Raw genomic sequence first — 6,227 nt, forward strand, 5'->3', positions numbered from 1 at the left:
TCATTGAATAAAGCGAATGCCGCGGGCGCCGGGAATCGGCGGCCCGCGGCGATGATGGTCGGTCAGAGGATTTTGACCGCGCTAAGCAGCGTCATGTAGATGCCCCAGGCCAGCGGAATGCCGACGAACAGCCAGAACAGCGCCGCCCTGCCGTCGAGACCGCCCTTGCCGATGCCGAACGATCCGGTCGCGCCGTTGCCGCCGGCCGCCGTCGCGGCCTGCAGCTTCGCCACCTCGGCGTCGCTCATGTGCCACTTCGGATCGACCGGCTTGATCATGTAATTGCAGATGAAGCCGGCGATCAGCATGCCGCACAAGATGTACATCGTGGTGTTGTAGAGCTGGTCGCGCGGCACGCCGGCGGCGAGCTGGAACTCGCGAATATAGTTCACCACGACAGGTCCGATGATGCCCGCGGTCGACCACGCCGTCAGCAGACGGCCATGGATCGCGCCGACGAACTGAGTGCCGAACATGTCGGCGAGATAGGCCGGCACGGTGGCGAAGCCGCCGCCATACATCGACAGGATGATGCCGAAGCCGAGCACGAACAGCAGCTTCGATCCCATCGCGGCAAAGGTCGGCGCCAGCGCGTAGAGCACGATGCCGAGCACGAAGAACGTGTAATAGGTGTTCTTGCGGCCGATCTTGTCCGACAGCGAGGCCCAGAAGAAACGGCCGCCGATGTTGAACAGCGACAGCAGACCGGCGAAGCCGGCGGCGATCGCCGCAATCTGCGCCTTCTGCGACGCGTCGAGCGCGTTGAAGCCGACATTGGGCAGCCCGATCAGCTTGCCGGCGAAGATCTCCTGCAGCATCGGCGAGGCCATGCCGATCACGCCGATACCCGCCGACACGTTCAAGCACAGCACCCACCAGATCAGCCAGAATTGCGGCGTCTTGTGCGCGTTGTCGAGATGGACGTTCTTGGTCGAGATCATCGCGTTGGATTTGGCCGGCGGCGTCCAGCCATCCGGTTGCCAGCCGGACGGCGGCAGGCGGTAGCGGAACGCGCCGATCATCATGAACACGAAATAGATCGCGCCCATGGTGAGGAAGGTCTCCCAGACGCCGACCGAGGTCGGGGTCTTGAAGTAGTTCATCAGCCTGTCGGCGAGCGGCGCGCCGATCATGGCGCCGCCGCCGAACCCCATGATGGCCATGCCGGTCGCCATACCGCGGCGGTCCGGGAACCATTTCACCAGCGTCGACACCGGCGAGATGTAGCCGAGGCCGAGACCGATGCCGCCGATCACGCCGGAGCCGAGCCACATCAGCCAGAGTTGATGGGTGATGATGCCGATCGCGCCGAGCACGAGGCCGCCGCACCAGCACAGCGCGGCGACGAAGCCGGCCTTGCGCGGTCCGACCTTCTCGAGCCAGCCGCCCCACACCGCCGCGGACACGCCGAGCACCACGAAGAACAGCGTGTACATCCACCCCAGGCTCGCGACCTTCCAGTCGCAAGTCGTCGTGAACAACTCCTGCATCAGGGAGATGTCGGGGCAAGCCTTCGGCGCGGTCAGCCCGATCGCGCGCGACAGCGGCAGCCAGAACACCGAGAAGCCATAGGCCATGCCGATGCACAGATGGATGCACAGCGCCGCCGGCGGCACCAGCCAGCGGTTGAAGCCGGCGGTCGCGATCGTGTGTTCCTTGTCGAGGAAACCTGCGCCTGCCGCGGATACGCGTCCGGCGCTGCTCATTGTGGTCATTGACTCCTCCCCTGCAGCCGCCGCTATCAGGCGCGTCTGCGTCTTCGATCCCGTCTCAGCCCTTTGCGGCCACCGTCAGGCGACCGCTCCGCACATTTCCTCGATGCGCCGGGACCAACCACGCGCATTTCGCAAATGCTAACCCCCGATACGACCCGATATGCCCAACCGTGCCGCCCGTGATCTGGACGCAGGCCAGCCGTCATCTGCCGATGTGCCCACATCCTGGCACAGCTCCATCTCCGCGACCCGGCGGAGATTATCAATTCGCGCAGAATGGAAAATAGGTGTCGATTGGCAAAAGGTAGATATCAAGCCGGATCTAGCGCGTACGCGGCGCTGCAGCATTTGAGTTATCTATCGCTCCATTCGCCTTCTCGATCAGGAAAACGATCCGGACCTCGCTTCGCTCGGTGATCTCGACCTTGTCGCCGGTCTCCTGGATGAGGGCCGGAATATCGATCACCGAAAGCGGATCGGTGCAGTGCACTTCGAGGAAATCACCCGCGGTCACGCTCTTCAGCGCCTTGCGCGTCTTCAGCGCAGGCAGCGGGCATTTCAGGCCGGTGAGATCGAGCTTTGTCGTGGTCATGGTTCGACCATGGCGAAGCCGTCATGCATCGTCAACGGCGGCACCTTCTCGCCCTGTCAGCTTTCCGCCGCGGCCGAAGCCAGCACATCGTCGACCGAAATAGCCGAGCGCAGCATCAATTCGGCGACGTCCTCGATGTCGTCGAGATGCGCGACCGGCAGCCTGGTTTCGATCGCGACGTCGCTGGCGATCCCGACCATGCGCGGGTCGTCGGGGAATAGCAGCGGCTTGCCGTTGGCGGCGCGATACACCTCGATCTTGTTGACCGGCTCGCGCTTGAAGCCCTCGACCACGACCAGATCGACTTGCGCCATCTTGGCGAGCAGTTCCGGCAGCCGCGGCTCGCTCGCGCCGCGCAGCTCGTGCATCAGCGCCCAGCGCCGCGTCGAGGATACCAGCACCTCGGTCGCGCCGGCCTGCCGGTGCACCCAGGAGTCCTTGCCGGGAATGTCGACATCGAATTCGTGATGGGCGTGCTTGATCACGGAGACGCGCAAGCCCCGGCCAAGCAGATAGGGGATCACCCGCGACAGCAGGGTGGTCTTGCCGGCTCCGCTCCAGCCCGCGAGGCCTATCACTTTCATGCGCAATCTCCGCAGACATATAACGTCCAATGCTGCTTATATCAGCCGTGACGCGATGTCATGCCAGCCCCGCTGGCGGATGGCGATCGATCAGGCTCCCGGCCAGGGAGGATCGCCTTGGGAAAGCTCCCGGAGCAGCTGCGCCCCGGCAGCGCAAATGTGAGCAGACCGCCCCATAAGGGCAATATTAACAGCATTTGCCGTACCAGTGCTCCCGATCAATGGGAGGCCTGTCCAGTGCCCAATCGTGATGGTGTTCGAGACGCCATAAGCCTGAAGAACCGGGTCCTGGTCACCGCGATCTTCCTGGCATCGGGCGCGGCATCCCTGATCCTCCAGGTCCTCTGGTTCAAGCAACTGCAATTCGTGCTGGGAAGCGCGACCGTCTCGGTAAGCGTTACAGTGGCGAGCTTCTTCTTCGGCCTCTCCCTGGGCAGCGCTTTCGGGGGCCGGATCGCCGACACCGTCAGCCGCCCCCTAAAGATCTACGGCTTTCTCGAACTCGCGCTCGCGGCCGTTTCCCTGGGCGTGACCGCGTTCCTGTCGCACTGGTCGACGTGGGTGGGCTGGCTGTCGCCCATGCTGGACCTCGAGTCCCCATTCCGGTTGCCGCTCATGGTCGCGCTGTCGCTCGCCATCCTGTCGCTGCCGACGATGCTGATGGGCGCGACCCTGCCCTTCCTTGTGAAGTTCCTGACCCGCACGCAAACCGACCTCGCCAATCGCATCGGCCTGCTCTACGGGTTCAACACCCTGGGCGCCGCGATTGGCACCCTGGCCGTCGGCTTTGTCCTGATGGGGCTCTGGGGGATCACCGGATCGGGCCTGGTCGCAGCAGGCCTCTATGTCTGCGTCGGCGGCGTGGCCCTGCTCCTCGCGCGCGGCGCAAGCCCCCTGTCGCCGGTCGCGGCGGAGGCGTCGGTGCAAACCGCCGGGCCGGGGCATCGCGGGACGTCCATCCTCATCGCGATCTTCGCGTGCTCCGGATTCGTGTCCATCGCCTATGAAGTCGTCTGGTTCCGCTTCCTGACCAACGTCAGCACCTCGAGTGTCTACGCCTTCTCGGGCATGCTCGGCGTTTACCTGCTTGGGCTGGTGATCGGCGCCCTGATCTGCGCGAGGCTGCTCGCGCCGCGCAAGGATCAACTGCTGCGATACTTCGCCGTGACGCAGTTGCTCATCGCGGTTGCGGCCACGCTGACCGTCGGAATACTCGGCAAGGCGCGCACGGTGGAAGCAGCGCTGTCGCCCATCGTGTCAGGTCTGGTTCCAGTCCCGGCGCAGGCGCTTTTGGGAGGTGATGTCTCATTCTTCCTGATCTGTGCCGTTGCGCTGTTGCTGCCGACCACGTTGATCGGCATCAGCTTTCCCCTGGCCAGCGAACTGACCGTGATGCAGATGAGCGCGCTGGGTCGCCGGATCGGCACGCTCTACGCCTTGAACACGATTGGCGGCGTGGTGGGCTCCCTGTCGGCAGGGTTTCTTCTGATCCCCTATCTGGGCAGCCAGGGGGCGCTCACCGCCTTGATCGTTCTGAACGTCCTGCTCTTTGTCGCGACCACCGTATCGCAAGCGGGTCTTGTGAGAGAAAGCAGCCTGTGGCGGCAAGGGGCCGTCGCAGCAAGCATCATCGCCGCAGCGCTCCTGCTCTTCACCCCGCACTATCTGGAGCGGGTCCTGACTGCGATCGAAGGCGGCAATGTCCTCGAACTGCGCGAAACCAAACAAGCGACATTTGCGGTGGTCGAGTATCGCGAGAAGGCGGCGGGCACCTATCAGCAACTCGTGGTGAATTCGAAGAGCTATGCCAACAACCGTCCCGAGGGACGACGCTACATGGCTGCGATGGGGCACTATCCCATTCTACTGCACCCGGGCCCCGTTGAAACGGCGGTCGTCATCTGCATCGGGACCGGAACCACGGTGGGCGCGGTCAGCACCCATCAGGAACTGAAATCCATCGACGCAGTCGATCTGGCCCCGACGGTTTTCGAGTTTGCACCCCACTTCGTGCCGATCAACAAGCAGTTCTATCTAAATCCCACGGTCCATCAGATCGTCGCGGACGGACGCCACTTCCTGCTGGGAACAAACGAGACATTCGACGTCATCACCCTCGAGCCCCCGCCGCCCCATGACGCCGGCGTCATCAACCTCTACACAGAGGAATTCTACGCGCTGGCAAAGCAGAAGATGCGCCCCGGTGCCGTTCTTGCGCAGTGGGTGCCGCTGGATTTCAACCGCGGCATTCTTCCGAAGATGATCCTCAAGGCCATGATGGGCCAGTTCAAGCACGTTTCCCTGTGGTTGCCGTCCAGAATGGAAGGCGTGGCCATCGCCTCCGATGATCCGCTGGCAATCGATCCTCGCGTGCTCGCCGCGCGCATGTCGAAGCCGGGGGTGGCTGAAGACCTGACAGCCAACGGCCTGGGCTCGCCCGAGGATTTCCTGGCGACGTTCATCGCCGCCGATGAAAGGCTCGCGGCCTTTGTCAGGGATGTGCCGAGCCTCACGGATGATCGGCCGCGCCTCGAATACTACAACTGGTATCCGCTGAGTTCGGTCAGCGCGGACGAACTGAAGCGCCTCCGCGAGCCCGTCGAAACCTATCTTGCCGACAAATCCATCGACGAGGCCCGTCTCGACACCGCGCGCGCGGTGGCCAATGCGATTCTGGATGAGCACCAGGCCACGGCTGAGGGCGACAAGTCCGCCGCCCGTGCCGCGCTTCGCCTGGCCGTCAAGCTGGATCCGGATAACTCCTATGTCGGCTTCCTGGACCGCAAGCTGCGCGAGTGATCGGGCAACCTGCTAGCGGAGCGCCTTCGGAGACTTATCCAGCGGATATACCTCGAAGTTTCCAATGCACCAGCCGACCGGAACACGATATTGTGGCGTACCGGAGCACCAGCTATGCCTCGCTCGCCTTCGATCGTGCCGCACCAAATCGACCACGACACCTATCTGGTGCTGAACGATTTCGGCCGGCTTGGCCGCGCCTGGTGCGAGACCGATGAAGCAGGCGCCGACCGGAAAACGTTGATCCGCCGCCTCCTGGACGACCAGTACAGCCGTCCGGTCCGCATCATAGCCTTCAATACCAGCGAAGGATGGTCGCGCGACGTCACGACCGATATCGCCGACGAACTGCGACGCCGTTTCGTCGAATATGATGAGGTCCCGCGCTCCGTACTGGAGTTCGTCGAGACGGCCATGCGGCACTGAGCCGGATCCGCCATCGCACCGGGACCTGCGGCAAAACAACCCGACGGGCAACTCAGCAGAAACCTGTCAATCCTCGCGCGCGAAAATATTTCGCTTTATCCGAAAACCAAC

Annotated in this window: 5 protein-coding genes; 2 read left to right on the forward strand and 3 right to left on the reverse strand. The window is 63.5% G+C overall.

All coding sequences use genetic code 11. The annotated features are described in order from the left end of the window. Window positions 1-62 precede the first annotated feature (62 nt). The 3 genes from CO675_RS29530 to mobB form a co-directional block, all read right to left on the reverse strand. Window positions 63-1,715 carry an OFA family MFS transporter gene (locus CO675_RS29530; RefSeq protein WP_097675295.1) on the reverse strand — a complete coding sequence of 551 codons (1,653 nt, stop codon included), beginning with the start codon at window positions 1,713-1,715 and terminating at the stop codon, window positions 63-65. 322 nt (window positions 1,716-2,037) lie between these two features. Further along, on the reverse strand, window positions 2,038-2,307 hold the full coding sequence (locus tag CO675_RS29535; RefSeq protein WP_097675296.1) for a sulfurtransferase TusA family protein: 270 nt from the start codon (window positions 2,305-2,307) through the stop codon (window positions 2,038-2,040). Between the two features lie 56 nt (window positions 2,308-2,363). Further along, window positions 2,364-2,891, reverse strand: a complete 528-nt coding sequence (gene mobB, locus CO675_RS29540; protein ID WP_097675297.1) for a molybdopterin-guanine dinucleotide biosynthesis protein B — start codon at window positions 2,889-2,891, stop codon at window positions 2,364-2,366. Between the two features lie 237 nt (window positions 2,892-3,128). Between mobB and CO675_RS29545 the strand changes: the two genes are divergently transcribed. Both CO675_RS29545 and CO675_RS29550 read left to right on the forward strand, forming a co-directional pair. Continuing rightward, complete coding sequence (locus tag CO675_RS29545; RefSeq protein WP_158231329.1) at window positions 3,129-5,690, forward strand: fused MFS/spermidine synthase; 2,562 nt, start codon at window positions 3,129-3,131, stop codon at window positions 5,688-5,690. Window positions 5,691-5,804: 114 nt separating this feature from the next. Next, a complete protein-coding gene (locus tag CO675_RS29550) occupies window positions 5,805-6,116 on the forward strand; it encodes a hypothetical protein (protein ID WP_097675299.1) in 312 nt (103 codons plus the stop codon). The last annotated feature ends 111 nt before the right edge of the window (window positions 6,117-6,227 follow it).

Source organism: Bradyrhizobium sp. C9 (genome assembly GCF_002532045.1).
Taxonomy (GTDB): Bacteria; Pseudomonadota; Alphaproteobacteria; order Rhizobiales; family Xanthobacteraceae; genus Bradyrhizobium.

Coding starts and splice junctions, on each gene's coding strand:
- CO675_RS29530 (WP_097675295.1), bottom strand. CDS start 1,715: ATGACCACAATGAGCAGCGCCGGACGCGTATCCGCGGCAGGCGCAGGT.
- CO675_RS29535 (WP_097675296.1), bottom strand. CDS start 2,307: ATGACCACGACAAAGCTCGATCTCACCGGCCTGAAATGCCCGCTGCCT.
- mobB (WP_097675297.1), bottom strand. CDS start 2,891: ATGAAAGTGATAGGCCTCGCGGGCTGGAGCGGAGCCGGCAAGACCACC.
- CO675_RS29550 (WP_097675299.1), top strand. CDS start 5,805: ATGCCTCGCTCGCCTTCGATCGTGCCGCACCAAATCGACCACGACACC.